Origin of the sequence: Litchfieldia alkalitelluris (assembly GCF_002019645.1) — a bacterium.
Lineage (GTDB): Bacteria > Bacillota > Bacilli > Bacillales > Bacillaceae_L > Litchfieldia > Litchfieldia alkalitelluris.
In genome coordinates this window covers 4,115,463-4,132,870 of the sequence record NZ_KV917374.1, presented here as the reverse complement: position 1 = coordinate 4,132,870, position 17,408 = coordinate 4,115,463, and the positions used below count along the sequence as shown (strand labels likewise).

The 17,408-nt window shown below is 37.4% G+C and carries 21 protein-coding genes; 18 read left to right on the top strand and 3 right to left on the bottom strand.

The features are described from left to right. Nucleotides 1-99: 99 nt before the first annotated feature. From BK579_RS19290 to BK579_RS19240, 11 genes are all read left to right on the top strand, one after another. The gene (locus BK579_RS19290; RefSeq protein WP_078548286.1) at nt 100-867 is read left to right on the top strand and encodes an ABC transporter ATP-binding protein; all 768 of its coding nucleotides are present in this window, start codon (nt 100-102) and stop codon (nt 865-867) included. Next, a complete protein-coding gene (locus tag BK579_RS19285) occupies nt 851-1,558 on the top strand; it encodes an ABC transporter ATP-binding protein (RefSeq protein ID WP_078548285.1) in 708 nt (235 codons plus the stop codon). The genes BK579_RS19290 and BK579_RS19285 overlap by 17 nt, the downstream gene beginning before the upstream one ends. 36 nt (nt 1,559-1,594) lie before the next feature. Beyond that, nucleotides 1,595-2,455, top strand: a complete 861-nt coding sequence (locus BK579_RS19280; protein ID WP_078548283.1) for a branched-chain amino acid ABC transporter permease — start codon at nt 1,595-1,597, stop codon at nt 2,453-2,455. 4 nt (nt 2,456-2,459) lie between these two features. After that, complete coding sequence (locus BK579_RS19275; RefSeq protein WP_078548282.1) at nt 2,460-3,470, top strand: branched-chain amino acid ABC transporter permease; 1,011 nt, start codon at nt 2,460-2,462, stop codon at nt 3,468-3,470. A gap of 14 nt (nt 3,471-3,484) precedes the next feature. Further along, on the top strand, nt 3,485-3,664 hold the full coding sequence (locus tag BK579_RS19270) for a hypothetical protein (RefSeq protein WP_078548280.1): 180 nt from the start codon (nt 3,485-3,487) through the stop codon (nt 3,662-3,664). A 6-nt stretch (nt 3,665-3,670) separates the two neighbouring features. Continuing rightward, nucleotides 3,671-4,690 carry a 3-oxoacyl-ACP synthase gene (locus BK579_RS19265; protein WP_078548279.1) on the top strand — a complete coding sequence of 340 codons (1,020 nt, stop codon included), beginning with the start codon at nt 3,671-3,673 and terminating at the stop codon, nt 4,688-4,690. Next, nucleotides 4,683-5,594: an intracellular short-chain-length polyhydroxyalkanoate depolymerase gene (gene phaZ / locus BK579_RS19260; RefSeq protein WP_078548277.1), complete on the top strand. Its 912-nt coding sequence runs from the start codon at nt 4,683-4,685 to the stop codon at nt 5,592-5,594. Before BK579_RS19265 ends, phaZ begins: the two co-directional genes overlap by 8 nt. Continuing rightward, nucleotides 5,591-6,328 carry a beta-ketoacyl-ACP reductase gene (locus BK579_RS19255; RefSeq protein WP_078548275.1) on the top strand — a complete coding sequence of 246 codons (738 nt, stop codon included), beginning with the start codon at nt 5,591-5,593 and terminating at the stop codon, nt 6,326-6,328. The genes phaZ and BK579_RS19255 overlap by 4 nt, the downstream gene beginning before the upstream one ends. 233 nt (nt 6,329-6,561) lie before the next feature. After that, nucleotides 6,562-7,737, top strand: a complete 1,176-nt coding sequence (locus BK579_RS19250; protein ID WP_078548274.1) for a thiolase family protein — start codon at nt 6,562-6,564, stop codon at nt 7,735-7,737. A 39-nt stretch (nt 7,738-7,776) separates the two neighbouring features. Beyond that, entirely contained in the window at nt 7,777-8,349 is a 573-nt protein-coding gene (locus BK579_RS19245) for an MOSC domain-containing protein (protein WP_235848473.1), read from the top strand. 731 nt (nt 8,350-9,080) lie between these two features. After that, complete coding sequence (locus tag BK579_RS19240; RefSeq protein WP_078548272.1) at nt 9,081-10,583, top strand: acyl-CoA synthetase; 1,503 nt, start codon at nt 9,081-9,083, stop codon at nt 10,581-10,583. Between the two features lie 210 nt (nt 10,584-10,793). Here BK579_RS19240 and BK579_RS19235 read toward each other — a convergent pair whose 3' ends face one another. Together BK579_RS19235 and BK579_RS19230 are read right to left on the bottom strand one after the other, a co-directional pair. After that, nucleotides 10,794-11,489: a DUF421 domain-containing protein gene (locus tag BK579_RS19235; RefSeq protein ID WP_078548270.1), complete on the bottom strand. Its 696-nt coding sequence runs from the start codon at nt 11,487-11,489 to the stop codon at nt 10,794-10,796. A 77-nt stretch (nt 11,490-11,566) separates the two neighbouring features. Then, nucleotides 11,567-12,031, bottom strand: a complete 465-nt coding sequence (locus BK579_RS19230; RefSeq protein WP_078548268.1) for a GNAT family N-acetyltransferase — start codon at nt 12,029-12,031, stop codon at nt 11,567-11,569. A gap of 163 nt (nt 12,032-12,194) precedes the next feature. On the opposite strand from BK579_RS19230, the gene BK579_RS19225 reads away from it, so the two are divergent. The 7 genes from BK579_RS19225 (at nt 12,195) to BK579_RS19195 (ending at nt 15,618) form a co-directional block, all read left to right on the top strand. Next, entirely contained in the window at nt 12,195-12,785 is a 591-nt protein-coding gene (locus tag BK579_RS19225) for a YdcF family protein (protein WP_235848472.1), read from the top strand. Between the two features lie 10 nt (nt 12,786-12,795). Next, a complete protein-coding gene (locus tag BK579_RS19220) occupies nt 12,796-13,239 on the top strand; it encodes a GNAT family N-acetyltransferase (protein ID WP_078548264.1) in 444 nt (147 codons plus the stop codon). 106 nt (nt 13,240-13,345) lie between these two features. Then, a complete protein-coding gene (locus BK579_RS19215) occupies nt 13,346-13,552 on the top strand; it encodes a helix-turn-helix transcriptional regulator (RefSeq protein WP_078548262.1) in 207 nt (68 codons plus the stop codon). Then, the gene (locus BK579_RS19210; protein WP_078548260.1) at nt 13,549-14,025 is read left to right on the top strand and encodes a hypothetical protein; all 477 of its coding nucleotides are present in this window, start codon (nt 13,549-13,551) and stop codon (nt 14,023-14,025) included. The genes BK579_RS19215 and BK579_RS19210 overlap by 4 nt, the downstream gene beginning before the upstream one ends. 39 nt (nt 14,026-14,064) lie before the next feature. Next, nucleotides 14,065-14,424 (top strand): hypothetical protein, encoded by a 360-nt coding sequence (locus BK579_RS19205; protein WP_078548258.1) that lies wholly within the window; start codon nt 14,065-14,067, stop codon nt 14,422-14,424. Between the two features lie 12 nt (nt 14,425-14,436). After that, on the top strand, nt 14,437-15,000 hold the full coding sequence (locus tag BK579_RS19200) for an HAD-IA family hydrolase (protein WP_078548256.1): 564 nt from the start codon (nt 14,437-14,439) through the stop codon (nt 14,998-15,000). Between the two features lie 78 nt (nt 15,001-15,078). Then, nucleotides 15,079-15,618: a GNAT family N-acetyltransferase gene (locus tag BK579_RS19195; RefSeq protein ID WP_078548254.1), complete on the top strand. Its 540-nt coding sequence runs from the start codon at nt 15,079-15,081 to the stop codon at nt 15,616-15,618. Between the two features lie 472 nt (nt 15,619-16,090). On the opposite strand, the gene BK579_RS19190 is transcribed toward BK579_RS19195, so the two are convergent. Further along, complete coding sequence (locus tag BK579_RS19190; RefSeq protein WP_078548252.1) at nt 16,091-17,224, bottom strand: MFS transporter; 1,134 nt, start codon at nt 17,222-17,224, stop codon at nt 16,091-16,093. Between the last annotated feature and the right edge of the window lie 184 nt (nt 17,225-17,408).

The window sequence follows — 17,408 nt, the reverse complement described above, 5'->3', positions numbered from 1 at the left end:
CACGCCGCCCGCGGAAAGGGCCTGAATCGCAGCAAATGGAACTCCGCCACCTAAGTTATTCAGACTAGATTTATATATTGGAAAAAGAGGTGACTATAAATGGCTTCAATTATTGAAACAAAGGATTTAACCATTATGTTCGGCGGGCATACAGCAGTAGATCATGTGAATTTTTCAGTTTCAGAGAATCAATTCACATCAATCATAGGCCCAAATGGAGCTGGAAAAACGACGTTTTTTAACTTATTAAGTGGTCAATTAAGACCAACAAGCGGGGAAGTATATTTTAAAGGAGAAAATATTACCAAGCTATCACCAACAGCTAGAACGAGAAAAGGAATTGGTCGATCTTTTCAAATTACAAATGTATTCCCAAATCTAACCGTTCTTGAAAATGTACGATTAGCTGTTCAATCACAAGCGGGAGTCCGTTATCAAATGCTTGCCCATTTTCGAAAACATAAGAAATTTGAGGAAAAAGCGTTGAACATTTTGGCTCTTGTTTTACTTGATAATAAGGCAGGTCAAATTGCAAAAAACTTAGCACATGGGGAAAAAAGAAAACTTGAAATTGCGATGTTGCTTGCATTAGAAACAGAAGTATTATTGCTAGATGAACCTACTGCTGGAATGTCCGTTGAAGAAGTTCCAGCCATTTTAGAGGTAATTAAACAAATTAAAGCAGAAGGTAATCGTACGATTGTTTTAATTGAGCACAAAATGGATATGATACTCGATTTATCTGACGAGGTCATGGTGTTATTTAACGGTGCGCTTTTAGCAACTGGAACACCTGATGAGATTATGAACAATGAAACGGTCCAATCTGCTTATCTAGGAGGACTACACAATGGAAATGCATCTTAAGTTGGAATCAGTAGAGACATATATCGATCAATTTCATATTCTTCATGGAATCTCTTTTGAAGTACCAAAGGGAGAGGTGACGGTTTTATTAGGAAGAAATGGGGCCGGAAAGACAACAACATTAAGAACAGTTATGGGATTGAATAGAGCTACAAAAGGCAAAGTCATTTTTAACGGAGAAGAAATTGGAGGGTTACCTACCTATACAATTGCAGGAAAAGGTATTGGTTATGTTCCAGAGGATCAAGGGATTTTTGGGGAGTTAACGGTTGAAGAAAACATGAAGGTTGCGATGAGAGTTGAGAATGATAAAACGGTAGAACGGTTAGATTACATCCTTACTCTTTTTCCAGATTTAAAGAAATTTTGGAAACGAGCAGGTGGAAATCTCAGTGGAGGACAAAAACAAATGCTCTCGATTGCTAGGGCATATGTAAATAATAATGAAATCCTATTAATCGATGAACCTAGCAAAGGGCTTGCACCAATTGTAGTGGAAAAGGTGATGGAATCGATTCAAGAGATGAAAGAAAAGACGACAATTGTGTTGGTTGAACAAAACTTTATGATGGCAAGTACGATTGGAGATCAGTTTTATATTATTGATGATGGAAAAACAGTTCATCATGGAAAAATGAATGAATTAAAGGAAGACGAAAAACTACGGAAGAAATATCTAGGAATCGCTTAACCATAGCGAATTCCTTCGTAAAGGAGGATATTATCATTGGATGCTTTAATTACGCTTTCAATAAACGGCTTAGCAACAGGTATGCTCATTTTTCTTTTAGCAGCAGGACTCACACTTATATTTGGGTTAATGGATGTACTTAATTTTGCGCATGGTGGTTTGTTTGCCTGGGGGGCATACGCAGGGGTTTGGTTTTATATGACAACAGAAAGCTTCTTAGTTGGCATATTGTGTGCAATTATTACTGGTCTTGCTCTTGGTTTTTTAACGGAACGTTTTATTATCAAGCCTGTGTATGGTAATCATATACAACAAATTCTTATAACCTTAGGTCTCATGCTTGTGCTTTCAGAAATGTTAAAAGTCGTTTGGGGACCAAACCAATTATCGGCACAAACACCTAGTTATTTATCTGGGAGCTGGGAAATAGGAAATGTTATTCTCATCAAATATCGTTTATTTATTATCATAGTTGGATTTCTTGTTTTTTTCCTTGTTCACTATATCTTAAAAAATACGAAAATAGGTCTCATCGTTCGTGCTGGTGTTATGAATAAAGAAATGGTTCAAGCATTAGGAATAAATATCAAAAAGGTATTTATGTATGTTTTTATGGTTGGTTCTGCAATGGCCGCGCTTGGAGGAGTTTTACTCGGGCCGTACTCGGGTGTGATCTATGCTGAAATGGGGCTGGAGTTCGCGATTTTAGCGTTCATAGTGGTGGTTATTGGTGGAATGGGAAGTATAAAAGGTTCGTTATTTGCAGCTATTTTAGTAGGGTTATCAGGATCATTTATGGCTTATTATGTTCCAGCGTTATCCCTTGCGGTGAATATGCTATTAATGGCCATAGTGTTAATTTTTAGACCTCAAGGCCTATTTGGAGTAAAGGGGTGATTAGATGAAAATAGAAACGCAATCCAGAAGAGTGCTTTTTATATATGGAGCTGTCGCAGTATTTCTTTTATGCTTTCCTTTTATCAATGATTCTAGAAGTCTTTTAATCTTATTTACGCAGATTTTTATTTTTGCGGTGTTTGCGATGAGTTATGATATTTTACTTGGATATACTGGAATTGTCTCATTTGGACATGCGATGTTTTTCGGGATAGGTGCCTATTCGACGGGAGTGTTTTTGAAACAATTTGATCACACCATGGTTGTATTAATACTCTCTGTTTTATTTGGAATAGTATTTGCAGGGATTGTGAGTTACTTTGTTGGCTTATTGTCTCTTCGATTAAAAAGTCATTTTTATGCGATGCTTACCCTTGCATTTGCAGGTCTATTCTTAGTTGCAGCAGAAAAGTGGAGAACGATCACTTATGGGAACGATGGCTTCACGTTTCGAATTCCTGAATTATTAAAAGATCGGATGGTTCTTTATTTTATTACTTTAGCTGTTATGATCTTAGTCTTTATTGGGTTAAGGAGATTCACAGAATCCCCTGTTGGTAGAGTGTTACAGGCCATTCGTGAAAACGAGGCTCGAACAGAATCACTAGGTTATCAGGTGATTCATTATAAAATTATTGCGAGCATCGTGGCAGGTGTGATTGCTAGTATTTCAGGATCCATGTATGTATTAACACTTCGATTTGTGAATACATCGGTGTTTAAGATGGATGTAACCCTTGATGCGCTGCTAATGACGATCATCGGTGGTGTGGGAACATTAGTAGGTGCTATTATTGGTGCTGGTCTTATTGAATTTGCTCATCACTGGTTGACTGATCTTGCAAAGGTTCATTGGATTTTCGAACGGTGGATCATCTTTTTTGGAATTCTTTATATCTTAGTGGTTATGTTTTTCCCTGCTGGAATTGTTGGGACGACTAGAGGTTGGATGATTAAATACAAAGCTAAAAAAATAGAAAAAAAGCAAAAGAAAAAACATGAGATTGCAGGATAAAAGGAGTGGCCAGTATGAATGATCAGCCATTAATTACGTCCTTTATTGTGAGATGCAGTCTGCTTGAGACTGACCAAAGAACAAATGATAAAAAATGGAGAGTTAAAGTAAGTCATGTTCAAGGTGAAGAAGAAGTTGTGGTGAATGATTTAGAAGAAGCTTTATTTTATATGAAACGAAAAATTGAGGAGTGACTTCATTTGCAGCAAATTGGATTGTTAAGCACGGGTATTTATCTCCCGAGCTCGGAAATGACGAGTCAAGAAATTGCTGAACAAACGGGGGTACCTGAAGAAATCGTCAAAACGAAACTTGGAATAACGAAAAAGCCGGTACCCGGCGTGGATGACCATACGTGTGAAATGGGCATAAAAGCTGCGAAGTTAGCTATTGAAAAAGCAGCGATTAATCCATTAACGATAGATGTTGTCATCTATATTGGCGAAGAGCACAAGGAATATCCACTATGGACTGCGGGGATTAAGCTCCAACAGGAAGTGGGAGCATTAAATGCTTATGCATTTGATGTGGCAATGAGATGTGGTACGACTGTATTAGCCCTAAAGATGGCAAAAGATATGATGGTGGCAGATGAATCAGTAAGAACCGTGCTGCTAGCAGGTGGCTATCGAAATGTTGATTTTATTGATTATTCAAATCCGAGAACACGTTTTATGAATAATTTGAGTGCCGGTGGTGGAGCGATTGTTCTAAGAAAGGGAGAAACTAATAATCTAGTATTAGAAAGTCAAATAATCACGGATGGCTCTTTTTCCGAAGATGTGGTGGTTGTAGCTGGAGGGACAAAGCATCCAATTACCAAAGAGGCCATTGAGAAGGGTTTAAATCGGCTCGATGTATTAGATCCTGAAGGAATGAAACAACGTCTAGAACAAAAATCAATGGAAAACTTTTTAAAGGTCATTCGTCTTTCTCTTGAGAAGAGTGGATATACACAAGACGATATTTCTTATCTTGCAATTTTACACATGAAAAAGTCAGCACATGATTATGTATTAAACGAATTAGGGTTAACAGAGCAGCAATCAATTTATCTTCACGAATATGGACATATTGGACAAATTGATCAAATCCTGTCCTTACAATTAGCAGTGGAAGAAGGAAAGATAAAATCAGGGGATATCGTCGTTCTAGTTAGTGCTGGAATTGGATATGCATGGGGAGCGACTACTATCAAATGGGGGGAATACCATGAGTAAGGTTGAATTGAAAACTGTGAACCTAGTAAATGGCGAAACCTTAGGATATCGTGAACGTGAAGGTGGAGAAAAAGTCATTCTTCTTATTCACGGCAATATGACATCTTCGAAGCATTGGGATTTATTATTAGAAAATATGGATGAATCATACAAACTTTATGCGGTAGATATGAGGGGCTTTGGATTATCAAGCTATGTAAATCGAGTAAGCTCAATAAAAAATTTTTCGGATGATATTAAACTATTTGTAGATGAACTTGGTCTTGATGATTTTGCAATCATGGGTTGGTCAACAGGTGGTGCTGTTGGTATGCAGTTTGTTGCTGATTACCCAGGGTATTGTAATAAGTTAATCTTACTAGCATCTGCATCAACAAGGGGATACCCATTCTTTGGAACGGATGAAGCGGGGCAATTAGATCCAACCAAAAGACTTAAAACGATTGAGGATATTGAAGGAGATTTGGCCCGGACAATTCCTATTCAACAAGCCTATGACACAAAAAATAAAGAATATTTACAAGCAGTTTGGAATGCCTTAATTTATCGAGATAATCGGCCAAGTGAAGAGAGATATAATCAATATGTGGATGATATGATGACACAGCGTAATCTAAAGGATGTCTATTATTCTCTTAACACATTTAATATTAGTGAAGAATCAAATGGATTAGTTGAAGGAAACGGGCTTGTGAAAAACATTATGATTCCGGTTCTCGTATTAAGAGGTAATCAGGATTTGGTCATTACAGAGGGAATGGCAAGAGAAATTCTTCATGATTTAGAAGAGGTTGCTACATATCGAGAGCTAACAGGCTGTGGTCATTCACCGTTAGTTGATGATTTAAATCAGTTAATGGTTGCATGCTTTGAATTTTTAGAACAAAAGGAGCTATCACAATGAGATTAAAAGATAAAGTTGCCATTATTACAGGTGGAGCAAACGGTTTGGGACTAGAAGCAGCTATTACTTTTATTCGTGAAGGGGCGTATGTTGCTTTAGTCGATTATGATTCTAGTGGATCTGAACGGGCAGCTGAACTAACCGCACAGGGAGCTAATGTTGAGTTCTTTCAAGTTGATGTAGCTAGTAGAGAAAGTGTTAATGAGATGGTTACAGCAGTGTTGGAGCGCTTTGGTAAAGTTGATGTATTAATTAATAACGCTGGGATTACTAGAGATGGTATGCTAACTAAACTTTCAGAAGAAGATTTTCAAAAAGTGATTGATGTAAATATCAATGGTGTTTTTAATTGTACACAAGCTGTTGTTCCTCATATGATTACAGCTGGTAGTGGAAAAATCATTAATACCTCATCGGTTTCGGGTGTATATGGAAATGTCGGGCAAACCAATTATGCAGCCTCAAAAGCAGCTGTAGTAGGTATGACCAAAACATGGGCAAAGGAGCTTGGTCGAAAAGGGATTAATGTAAATGCAGTGGCACCTGGTTTTATTGAAACCAATATGGTGTTATCTGTCCCTGAAAAAGTAATTGAAAACTTAAAAAAACAAATCCCACTACAAAGATTAGGAAAACCATCAGACATTGCCAATGCCTACTTATTCTTATCATCAAATGAATCCGATTACATTAATGGAACCACAATTCATGTAGATGGTGGAATTGTTATGTGATGGCTCTTTTCTAAAAGAATGTTGCTAATTGACCTATTGGGAGTTAATACGATTTTACTTGATGTTATGGTTATGAAGTAAGAAGAAAAGTGGCCACTCTGCTTAATTTATAGTGATTATAAAAGACGTCAAAAACAACAAAGTTTACGAAAACAGTCTATGTGATTTAGGTATATTCACCTATGGCGCCAGGTAATATAGGTGAAAAGAACTACAGAGGAGTTGAACAGTAAATGAGAAATGTAGTGATTACTTCAGCAGTACGTTCACCGATTGGAACATTTGGCGGTGCGTTTAAGGATATGCTGCCTACTGATTTGGTTGTACCAGTATTGAAAGAGGCTATCTCAAGAAGTAATTTAGGTCAGGATGATGTTGACGAAGTTATTCTGGGTCATTGTATTCAACGAACCGATGAACCTAATACAGCAAGAACGGCTGCACTTTTAGCTGGTTTAGCTGATACCACAACAGGCTATACAGTTCAACGTCAATGTGCGTCAGGTATGCAAGCCATTATCTCTGCTGCTTTACAAATACAAACAGGAATGTCAGATATCGTCGTGGCAGGTGGAGTCGAGGTGATGAGTTCTAGCCCTTATGTGTTAAAACAACATCGTTGGGGAGCTAGAATGCAGCATAGTCAGGTAACGGACACAGTATGGGAGATCTTAGAGGATCCGATTCATCATATTATGATGGGTGAAACAGCAGAAAATCTCGCTGATCTTCATGAAATCAGAAGAGATGAACAAGATGAAATTGCTTTGCTTAGTCATGAAAGAGCTTTACATGCTATGGAATCAGGTTATTTCAATTCCCAAATTGTGCCTATTTCGGTGAAAACTAGAAAGGGTGAAGTTTTAGTTAGTAAGGATGAAAATCCACGTTCAGGTCTGACAAAAGAAAAACTCTCTAATTTAAAACCAATTTTTCGTGAAGATGGAACGGTAACTGCTGCCAATGCTTCAAGTATTAATGACGGAGCGGCCGTACTAGTCTTAATGAGTGAAGAAGAGGCTAAGGAAAGAGGGATAGCTCCACTTGCGAGAATTTCAGGATTTTCAGTTGCTGGTGTAGATCCTAAGGTTATGGGGAGAGGACCGGTTCCCGCCGTTCAAAAAGGATTAGCGAATGTTGGATGGACACTTGAGGATGCCGACTTAATTGAGGTTAATGAGGCTTTCGCAGCACAGTACCTTGCTGTCGAAAAGGAGTTAGGGTTAAATCGGGAAAAAGTTAATGTTAATGGAAGTGGTATTAGTCTAGGTCATCCAGTTGGTTGTACAGGCGCACGTATTGTTGTGAGCTTGATACATGAGCTGAATCGTAGGAAGCTAGAAAAAGGAATTGCTAGTCTTTGTGTGGGTGGAGGAATGGGAGCAACTGTCTTCTTAGAAATGGTGTAATAGTGTATTATAAAGAAAACACTATTTGGGAAGAAGTGGATGCAGATGAAAACAGCCGATGCAATTGTAAAAGCAATCATGATTGCAGATCAGCCCGAGAGCTTTGTAACTCGAAGACTAGAAGAGATTGAGCTTGAATTCGGTGGAATGAGAGGTGATCGTCATTTCGGGATAACAGCAAAATCTGATGTAAGACAGCCGATGTATAAAAAAGGGACAGAAATCTTAAATCGTAGGCAGCTTACAATGGTCTCTGAAGAACAATTAGCTATAATTGCAGAAGAACTTGGGGTAGAAAAGGTTTTACCTGAATGGCTCGGAGCTAATATGCTTCTTAGCGGATTTGAGGAATTAACGACATTACCGATTGGTTCAAGAATATTGTTTCCTGATGGAACGGGCTTAATTTGTATGGGAGAAAACAAACCATGTATTCACCCAGGTCAGATGATTCAAGTAAACTATCCTTCGCTTCCAAAGCTTGATACCCGATTTGTTAAGGCGGGATACAAAAGACGTGGAATTGTCTGTGCGGTGGAGAGACCGGGTATGATCCGAGTGAATGAAGAGGTAAGGATTTTAATTAATGATGTTGATAATCCGATGCAGTAATGGGAGAAGGCAAATTGCTTTCTCTTTTTATTTTGGTAGAAATAAAATGAGGTTAATGAAGTTCATCCGGCGAGAAAAGTGAATAATCGGGCGGGTGTGAGCTCGAATGCGGCGGGATCCAAAGAAAATCGGGCCAGTTCTGGAATCTGGGTCAAATCCGGGTCAATTATCCGGCGAGAAAAGTGAATAATCGGGCGGGTGTGAGCTCGAAGGCGGCGGGATCCAAAGAAAATCGGGCCAGTTCTGGAATCAGGGTCAAAGCCGGGTCAATTATCCGGCGAGAAAAGTGAATAATCGGGCGGGTATGAGCTTCGAATGCGGCGGGATCCAAAGAAAATCGGGCCAGTTCTGGAATCTGGGTCAAATCCGGGTCAATTATCCGGCGAGAAAAGTGAATAATCGGGCGGGTATGAGCTCGAATGCGGAGGGATCCAAAGAAAACCGGGCCAGTTCCGGAATCTGGGTCAAATCCGGGTCAATTATCCGGCGAGAAAAGTGAATAATCGGGCGGGTGTGAGCTCGAATGCGGCGGGAACCAAAGAAAATCGGGCCAGTTCTGGAATCCGGGTCAAATCCGGTCAATCATCCGGCGAGAAAAGTGAAAAATCGGGCGGGTGTGAGCGATCGAATCCTGGACTAAGCACATTCTTGATTTTCATCCTGTAACTGTGATGTAACTTTCTTTCTATATAGTCTAACTAACATTCAATAGACAGTTAGGAGAGATTGTAATGGGGTGGGAAATGGACTGGATCAACCATCGGGCACGAATATCACCTGATTCAACAGCTATCGTAGAATCAGAGAATCATGCTCGTTATACATATAATGAAATGAATGAACGTGCAAATAGATTAGCACAAGTTTTTTTATCGAACGGTATTCAAAAAGGAGACCGTGTGGCATTGTTATCTCCTAATCATATCTGCTATTTCGATTTACTTTTTGCTTGCGGTAAAATTGGTGCCATTTTTGTCCCATTAAATTGGCGGTTAGCAAAGTCGGAATTAAGCTATATTCTTACTGATTGTACACCAGCTCTGATTGCAGTACACTCAACGTTAACCAGTTTGATTGACACAACAGAACAATTAACAATGATTGTTGATTCATCCGAATATGAATATCATGTAAATCGTAATTTCACTTCCAATTTAACTAAAATTGAAGTGACTGAACTAGATCCTCTGGCAATCATCTATACCGGGGGAACAACAGGTAAGCCGAAAGGTGTGGTCCTTACCCATCAATCAATTCTGTGGAACGGCATAAACACAATTGTTAGTTGGAACTTAAAGTCTGAAGATATCACACTTACTTATTTACCAATGTTTCATACTGGGGGGTTAAATGCACTATCCATTCCAATCCTTATGATGGGTGGGAGTGTCATCATTGGATCACAATTCGATCCTAGAAAGGCCATGGATATTATTAACCAAGAAGGATGTACGATCGTATTAATGGTACCAACGATGTATCATATGATGATTAATGATCCTCTTTTTAATAACATTACCTTTCCATCAATGCATACGTTTTTATCTGGTGGAGCTCCTTGTCCTCTTGAAATATATAAAGCATTTGAGAAAAAGAAGATTGTTTTTAAAGAAGGCTATGGATTAACCGAAGCAGGACCAAATAACTTTTTTATGGATCCAATACATACCAAGGATAAAAGAGGGTCTGTTGGGAAGCCGATGATGTTTAATCAAATTAAGCTAATAAATGATGAAGGGCGCGAAACTTTTCCAGATGAAGTAGGAGAATTACTAATCAAAGGTAAACACGTATTCCTTGAATATTGGAACAACGAAGAGGCTAGTAAGAATGCAAAACAAAATCAGTGGCTGTATACAGGTGATTTAGCAAGGAAAGATTCTGAAGGTTTTCATTATATTGTAGGGCGAAAAAAAGAGATGATCATTACAGGTGGAGAAAATGTTTATCCTCTAGAAGTGGAGCAGTGTCTTAATCAGCATCCAGGAGTGGATGAAGTCGCTGTTATAGGTATAACAGATTCGAAGTGGGGTGAAGTTGTAACTGCTGTTTTATCACTGAAAGAAACTGCAAATATAACTACTGAAGAGCTAAAACAGTTTTGCGGGCGATCATTAGGAGGGTATAAGGTACCTAGGCACTTCATCATTATTGACTCTATTCCAAAAACTCATGTAGGTAAAATTGATAAAAATGCTTTAAAGGAAATATATAAATATTTAGAAAAAAATTAAAAAATAAGTTAGCACCAGTCAAACTGGTACTAACTTATTTTAATGTAAGGCTCTTTTCTGAAAGATTGTTGCTATCCGAACCATAGTAGAGAATAAATAGCTGTTATTGTACAATACTTGGTTTAGCATCACTTAAGAAAAGACGACACTTCACTTATTTCATAGTGTTAAATAGGACGGTTTAAAAGCAACAAAGTTTACGAAAATAGCCTAATGTAATAAATCATCACGAGCGTCAATATAAATTGATCCGTCTTTTTGAATCTCAGCATAAAAAACATCAGATACAGTTAATCCAGATTGTTTCACTTTTTCTTCCAGCCAGTCTTCAGTTAAATTAAGTTTTGAAAGATTCGAGGAAACGATCTTACCATCAGTTATAACCTCGGTGGAAGTAGGGTAAAGATTTACCTGATTTTTTTGAATACTCATGTCTGATTTTGTGACAGATTGTTTATCCTCTTTTTTCATTACTGAAAGTTTGCCATCTGTCTCAAGGATAGCATAGTTTACATCAGCCATAGAGAACACATTTTTTTGTCTTAATAATGCACTTAAGGCATCTACATCGAGCCTTAATCGCTTAAGAGCATCTTCCATAATTTTTCCGTCTTTTACAACAATAACTGGTTGTCCTTCTACCAGCGTTCTAATCTTTTTGGATTTAATATTAAGAAAGCCCATTGCAACGGTGAATATGGTCCAACCAGCTAATGCTATGATGCCATTACGAATACTAAAATTACTATTTGAAATTAAATTGGCAGAAATGGACCCAATCGTAATACCTGATACAAAGTTAAAAAAGGTTAATTGACTAAGTTCCTTTCTTCCCATAATCCTGGTGAGTGCTAGCAAGGTTATGAAAGTAAGGGCTACTCTAAGAATTAGTTCCATGATATCCATTAGGTTAAGTCACCTCCTAATGGTAGGGTTTCCTTTGGTGAAAGTCTTCATGCAATAAAAAGGCACGATGCCTTGCATTAACACATTTTTTTGATTGGTCTTGGAAGACGCCACTTTAACATTGTTCCATCAGATTTTATACCTTGCATTCCGAGTTTTTCTAGGACTCTAATGGAACCTATATTATCATTTCGGCATTCGGCTTTAATGGTTGTTACTGAATTACATGAAAATGCCCATTGAAGGAGCTCTTTTACAGATTCAGTAGCAAAACCTTGATTATGGAACTCTTGCTTAAAACCGTAACCAACTTCAATACATCCATTTAAATCTGGCTTACCCTTAAATCCAATATCCCCAATTACGTTGTTATTTTTATCAATAACAAACCATACACCCCAACCTAATAAAGTTGGATCTTGTTCAAGTTGATTCAAATAATCTAGGATGTGGTTGTGCACTTCCTGTCTGTCAATGTTTAATGATGATAAACTCTGGTGTGAGCATGGGATAATCGTTAATCTTTTTGTTTGAATTTCCATGATAGCTCCTAATGTATTTTTTAACATAGTGTAAATGAAAATAGTTAAATTTAAAATAGTTATTATTTGTTTTGGTTATTCCTCTCCTCAAAAAAGGTTTTATAAAAATCATGTCGAATACTTTTGGAGGTTACAAATTTTTCTAATTGGAGCTGTTTTTAAATTGAAATGGAAACAAAACAAAAAACTTCTTACAGTTCTCCTTTGTCTTGTCTCACTAGGTCTTTTATATGTTGTGTATTTGCAATTTAATATGTATATTGCCACAAAACAAGAAATCCCTAAGAATGCAGATTACATGATTATTTTAGGTGCGCGAGTGAAAGGAACTACGCCGTCTCTCTCCTTGCAATATCGCATTGATGCGGCTGAAAAGTACTTGAAAAATAATCCGAAAACCATTGCTGTCGCATCAGGTGGTCAGGGAAATGGGGAGGATATTTCAGAGGCAGAATCAATAAAAAGGGAACTTGTAAAAAGCGGAATTAATGAGTCAAGAATTCTTATCGAAGACCAATCAACATCAACGAACGAAAACATTATGTTTTCAAAAGATTTACTCACAGTTGGTATGAAAACAGGAGTAGTAGTAACAAATGATTACCATCTTTTTAGAGCAAAACTGATCGGAAGTGATTATGACTTAGAACTCGTCGGAATTCCTGCTAAAACTCCTAAAATTGCGATACCAAAATCATATATTCGAGAATATTTAGCTCTAACGAAATACTATTTATTAAAATATCTTACATAGAGGTGTAGCGTTGAACATTTCATTAGCAGCAATCACTAAAGATAATTGGGAAGAAGCGATTGAATTAAAAGTAAAGGAAGATCAACGATCATTTATGGCTAGTAATCTCTATTCAATTGCGGAGTCCAAATTTCTAGACAATTTTTATACGTTTGGTATTTATTTAGAAAAGCAAATGGTTGGTTTTTGCATGTTTGGCATTGACCCAGATGATGGAAACTATTGGGTTTATCGATTGATGATCGATGAAAATCACCAGGGGAATGGATTAGGTACTCAGTCCGTCCGTTTAATAATTGAACATATAAGAAAACATCATTCAAATAATATCCCTTTAATCATGATTGGGTATCACCCGAATAATATTGGTGCTAAATTCACCTATAAAAAGGCCGGTTTCACTGAAACCGAAATTGCTCCATGGGGAGAGCAGTTAGCTCAATTTACTTTATAACTCCTTAATAGGAGTTTTTTGCAAAAAATGATGTAAAGTTAACTTGACATTATGTATAGTTAACTTTACAATTGAGTTATTAGAAAATAATGGAAGGTTGCTATAAATGAATTTGACAAACCGAGTAAAAGAACTACGTGCAAAACATCATTTTACTCAAAATGACCTTGCTGAGAAGATTGGAGTAACAAGGCAAACAATCGTCGCCTTAGAAAAAGGAAGCTATGTACCTTCTTTACTACTGGCCATGAAGATCGCACAAACCTTTCATTTACCAATTGAAGAAATTTTTACAATGGAGGAGGTTGAATGAACATGTTTAGAAGTATACTGGGAACAACAGTGTTAATCATTTTGTTTGGCTGGGTGATGTCTGTGTTTTATTTAGCTTATGCGGATTTTGCTGATATTGTAAAAAGCCAACAGTCTTCATGGGAGGTAACAATTCCATTACTACCAATCTTCACATTTATTGTTATAGGCGGAATAATCTCAGTGTTTCTCCATTATGCAAAAAAACAAAAATTCCAATCTTGGAAAAAGGCATTGTTTTTACCGGTCGAACTAGAAGAAGCTGATGAACGAGAAAAGTATATTACAGCTCAAGCATGTAGAGCGTCCTACATTAGTTTATGGATCGCCTGTCCGGTTATTACGGGCTTATTGTGTATTTATCCGTTTATCTCTGAACAAATGCCTTATTATCCAATACTTCTCTTTCTTTTATTACCATTGATTCAAGTGTTTGCTTATGCAACATCTTGGCATCGACAATCTAGGATATAATACGTAAAAACTCTCACCTTGTTCTGTGAGGGTTTTTCTGTGGGAAATTATGATATAGTAAAAAAAACAAAACAAATGAATGGAGCTGTCCTAATGAAGCAACAAGTGATGTTTGATTTTTGGTATTTGAAATCAGAGGAAATCGAGTTGGATGGATCGGAGTCGACTGCGATTTCTTATGAAGTTGCGATTGGAGTGTTTGCTGACGAAGAGCTTTTCACGCAACTAGATGATATACGGATTACTGGTCTACTTAAAGATGAAATGCTTGCTTTCTCGATTGACCAACCCACACTTCTTTTTTCGAAACTAGAAGAAGAAGGACTGTTTAATATTATTGAGGATATAAAATCTGCTGGCTTTTATTTTGTTATGGGTGAGAAAAAACAACTTTTATAGGGAGTGTTATAGTTGAATATTCTTTGGGATTTTGATGGAACACTTTTTGATACATATCCCGTTTTTACCGATTTATTTAGTAAAATTCTTTCAGATGGTTATGCTCGAGAAGAAATTTATAAGGAATTGAAGGTTTCTTTTTCACATGCAACGAGGCATTTTAATTTCTCAGATGAACAAATCTCCTATTTTTACGAACTAGAAAAATCGGTAGGACTAGAAGAAATTAAGCCATTTGCAAATGTAGAGAAAGTCCTTTCATATGCGGAAAAGAATGTCATTATGACCCATAAACCAAGAAAAGCAGTGATAGATTTGTTGAATTATTATAATCTGGAAAAATACTTTGTAGAAATTGTAGCAGGAGATGATGGGTTTCCAAGAAAACCAGACCCAGCTTCTTATGCTTATCTTCACAAAAGGCATCATCTTGATTTAGCAATCGGTGATAGGATGCTTGATATTATCCCTGCTCAAAAGATTGGACTGAAGACATGTTTGTTTCAAAATCCCGGACAAGGTGCAGATTTCTACTTGAATCATTATAGTGAGTTTCATTCAAAAGTGAACGTTTAGGAAAGATCAGCATGATTTCAAAGATAGTGGGAGTCGCAGTGGTCCAAGCTAGGTTCAAGTCTAAAAAGGGGTGTATTAATGCTATCAGTGAGTTTTTTAGAAGGTGAACAAGTCAAATTAGATCGAGTTAGAGAGTTTGATAAAGAAGCGATTACTTCCTGGTATAAAGATTATGATTTCTTGCGTCATCTTGATGCCATTCCTGCTTTTCCAAAACGTGAAGAAGATTTCACAGCATGGGTGGAGCAGAAGAATGATAGAGACTTTACATTTGCAGTAAGAGAAATGAAAACAAACAAAATTCTAGGATTTATTGATTTGAATGGGGTTTTGTGGAACCATCGCACTGCATGGTTGGCTGTGGCGATTGGTGAAAAAGCAAACAGAGGCAAGGGATACGGAAGGGAAGCACTTAATCTAGCTCTTTGTTATGCTTTTCATGAGCTAAATCTTTATCGATTGCAGTTAACAGTGTTCGACTATAATCATCCAGCTATGGCTCTTTACGAAAAGCTAGGCTTTAAAAAAGAAGGTACATACCGTGAGTTTCTAGAACGCGATGGAAAGAGATATGATATGCATTTGTATGGAATACTAAGAACTGAATGGAACAAATAAACAGAAGTAGGCGCATATATCACTTAAGCGCCTACTTCATTTATTTCACAGGGGTTTCCATGTCTACCCTGAAAAAAGAAATGCGGAAGGCGCTCGTTCATCGGCGACAGGCATAAGGCAAGCCGGCTGGAAGGTTGCTCTTTAACCTTCTAGATGGATTAACTTATGACCCCGAGCCGATAGCGCCTGGAGCTAGACACTAAGCTAAGTATAGTTTTTCATACTCCATGGTGCTAATTTTAATTAGCATAGATGTCTACCCTGAAAATAACCAAGGTTAGTGAGTTCCATGAGCTGCGATCCACTTGCTTTCCGCGGGGTGGTCCGTGAGCTTCCCGTCGCTTTTTGCGCTCCTGCGGGGGCTCACGAGACCGCTAGATCCCGCAGGAGTCAGGTGACTCTCCGCTCATCCACACTAAGTGAACAACTTTTCATTCTCCATGGTACGAATTTTTTAGCATGGAAGTCTACCTTATTCTAACTTAAAGGCTAAATAGAGGTTGCATAAAAAGAATACTAGTAAAATAGTCATGACAGTTATAAACGTAAAGGTTGATGCGATGATTGGCCCAAAGCTTGCACCAACTAATAATGTAAATGAGTAAAGAGATGTTGCCGAACCTCGATTTTTTTTAGCAAGTTTCCCTATTAAAGAAATGACTACGGGTATAAGTAACGAAATGGACGCCACAAATGGAATTGAAACGAGAGTAAGTACTAATATATGCTTACTAAATAAAAGGAATAAAAGAATGCTAGATAGACCTAATAAAATTCCGATCACTAAGGTTCTTTTAAGACCGATCTTTTCGGTGATTTTTCCGGTGAAAATAGCAAGCACGGTACCAATTAGCCCAATACTTCGAATGATGATTAGGGTCTGATCATCGATCCCGATAGAGGACCCTAACGTACGACCTAAACTATCATAAAAAGCAATAAATGATAGTAGTAAGGTAAATGATATTGCATAACAATGTAGTAAATTTTTATTAAAAAATAATGAAGTAAAATCCTTGAGTATATTCTTTTTGGGGTTAGTTATAGCTGTTTTTATAGGAAAGATTTTATAACTGCATACAAATAAGAGGAGATAGACAACTGAAAAGAAATAAAAAACAGCTTCCCATCCATAAATAATGGTAGTAAGTGAACTTATTAGCTGACCCAAAATTCCTGCAACTAAGAAACCACAATTTATTAATGATAAAATTAAAGTTCTTTTTTTCTCATTCTCAAATAATTCAAATGTGTAAGCAAACGCTACGGGTGCAAAGCTCCCTAGAGAAAACCCTTGTATTCCCCGAAGCACAATTAAACTCCCACTGTTAAAAGAAAAACCAACACAAATTGTTGTTATGCAAGAGAAAAGTAGCCCGAAAACAATCACTTGTTTACGACCAATTTGTTCAGATAGTGGCCCGAAAAAAAGCAGTCCAACCGCATAAGAAATAGTAAATGTACTACTTCCCCAAACGATTTGCTCCTTTGATGAAGAAAGTCCTTGGGCAACCTCACTATAGATTGGTATCAAGGTGTAAATATTACTAGCTACGAAAATCCCAGTGATAATAAGTAAAATTCCCACAAAATTTAATCTAGCCATTCATTTTTCACCACCTAAGTTATTTCTATGTAATGATGATGGAGATTTTATGTTGTCTTAAAAACTTTTAGCCTAGGTTGGTCTTCTTTCCCAGTGTTTGTTGAATGGATTTCAAACGGCGGTTCCTGTAAAATAGATAAGCAAACACAAAGAACACGAAAAGATCTCGAGTGGCCGGGTGCTG